Consider the following 482-nt stretch of genomic DNA (forward strand, 5'->3'; position numbering starts at 1 on the left):
GGCCGAGACATGTCGACCTCGATCACCGACACATCCGCGTCCCGTTCGATCTGGTTCCTGCGCGGCGTTCGTGCCGCATTTTCCCTTCCCGGCTTGATCCTTGTCAGTTCTTTTGTCGGCTTCGCCGCCTTGGCGAAAGACGCCGGGGTCACGGTGGTACAGGCCGCCTTCATGACCGGCATCGTGTGGGCGTTGCCTTCGATGGTCGTCCTCGTGGGCGCCATTGTATCGGGTGTTGCACTGCCGGCCGCGATGTTTGCGGTGACGTTGTCTGCCATACGCCTGATGCCGATGGTGATGGCTCTCGTGCCCGAGATGCGCGCCAGGAAAAGCCGGCAATGGGTGCTCTATCTGCTCTCGCATTTCGTGGCCGTGACCTCTTGGGTTCTGGCGATGGAGCGCCTGAAACACATACCGCGCGATATGCGCACGACCTTTTATGCAGGACTCGGTGTCACGTTGGTGACGGCGAACGTCGTTGT

Annotated in this window: 1 protein-coding gene; it reads left to right on the top strand. The window is 61.0% G+C overall.

The features are described from left to right. Positions 1–9: 9 nt before the first annotated feature. On the top strand, positions 10–482 hold a 473-nt coding region (locus ACU8YC_RS26625; RefSeq protein WP_446896209.1), incomplete at its 3' end, for an AzlC family ABC transporter permease.

Source organism: Citrobacter sp. VF227, from assembly GCF_052950715.1.